The following is a 1,420-nucleotide window of genomic DNA, read 5'->3' on the forward strand; positions in this document are numbered from 1 at the left end:
CGGCCAGGTCCGGGTTCTGCCGGTCGATGGCCAGGGTGTACTGGGTCAGGTCGTTGGTGCCGATCGAGAAGAAGTCCGCGTGTTTCGCCAGCGCATCGGCCTGGATCGCCGCGGCCGGCACTTCGATCATGATGCCCAGCGGCACCTCCGGCGCCTGCAGTTCCGCGCGCAGGCGCTCGCATTCGGCGCGCAGCGTCAGCAGTTCCGCAGCCGAGGTGATCATCGGGAACATGATCGCCAGGCGCGCGCCGTCCTTGGCCGCGCGGTACAGCGCGCGCAGTTGCGGTTGCAGCAGGTCGGCGCGGCGCAGCAGCAGGCGCGCGCCGCGCACGCCCAGGAACGGGTTGTCCTCGCGCGGCAGGTTCAGGTGCGCGACCTGCTTGTCGCCGCCGATGTCCAGGGCGCGCACGATCAATGCGCGGCCGTCCAGCGCCTGCGCCATCGCCGTGTAGGTGGCGTACTGCTCGTCCTCGCTGGGCGTGCTGCCGCGCTCCAGGAACAGGAATTCGGTGCGCATCAGGCCCACGCTCTCGGCGCCCTGCGCCAGTGCCGCGGCGACCTGCTCGGGCAGGTTGACGTTGGCGCCGATCTCCAGGCGATGGCCGTCCTCGGTCTGCGCCGGCTGGTTGCGCTGCTCGGCCTCGCGCGCGCGCAGTTGCTGCTGTTCCTCGATGTAGGCGCGGGCCGAGGCCAGGTCGGCCTCCGACGGCGCCAGGTACAGGCGGCCGTTGCTGCCGTCGACGATGACGGTGGCGCCGTCCTCCAGGTCCAGCAGGTCGGCGCCGCCGGCGACCAGCGCCGGCAGGCCGAGGGTGCGCGAGAGGATCGCGGTGTGCGAGGTCGGGCCGCCCACGGCGGTGGCCAGGCCGAGCACGCGCGCGGTGTCGAGGTTGGCGGTGTCCGACGGCGACAGGTCGTGGGCGAGCAGGACGCACGGGGCGGCCGGCAACTGCGCCAGGCTGCCGCCGGCCAGGCTCGGATCCAGGTGTGCCAGCACCCGGCGGCCGACGTCGCGCAGGTCGCTGGCGCGCCCGGCCAGCACCGCATTGCCCAGCGCCGAGAGCTTGTTGGCCAGGCGTTCGACCGACTGCTGCCAGGACCAGGCGACGCCGTGGCCCTCGACCATCAGTTGGCAGGCCAGGGTGATCAGGTCGGTGTCGTTGAGCAGTTCGGCCTGGGCGCGGAAGATCGCCGCATCGCCGGCGCCGAGGCGGCGCCGGGTGTCCTCCTCGATGGCCTGCAGTTGCGTGCGGGTGCGCTGCAGGGCGTCGTGCAGCAGGGCGCCGCCGTCGCTCAGCGGCACCGGCGTATCCGCCACCGCGACGTCGTGGCCGGCCAGCTTGTGCACCACGCCGATCGCCAGGCCAGGGCTGGCGCCGATGCCGACGATGGCCGGCTGCGCCTGCGGCGGGGTCCAGCC

General features: G+C 73.4%; 1 protein-coding gene. It reads right to left on the reverse strand.

Annotated features, from left to right (window positions below):
• The coding region (gene ptsP / locus D180_RS20525) for a phosphoenolpyruvate--protein phosphotransferase (protein ID WP_017914243.1) at nt 1–1,420 on the reverse strand (1,420 nt) is incomplete at both ends.

This window comes from Xanthomonas sp. SHU 166 (assembly GCF_000364685.1).
Lineage (GTDB): Bacteria > Pseudomonadota > Gammaproteobacteria > Xanthomonadales > Xanthomonadaceae > Xanthomonas_A > Xanthomonas_A sontii.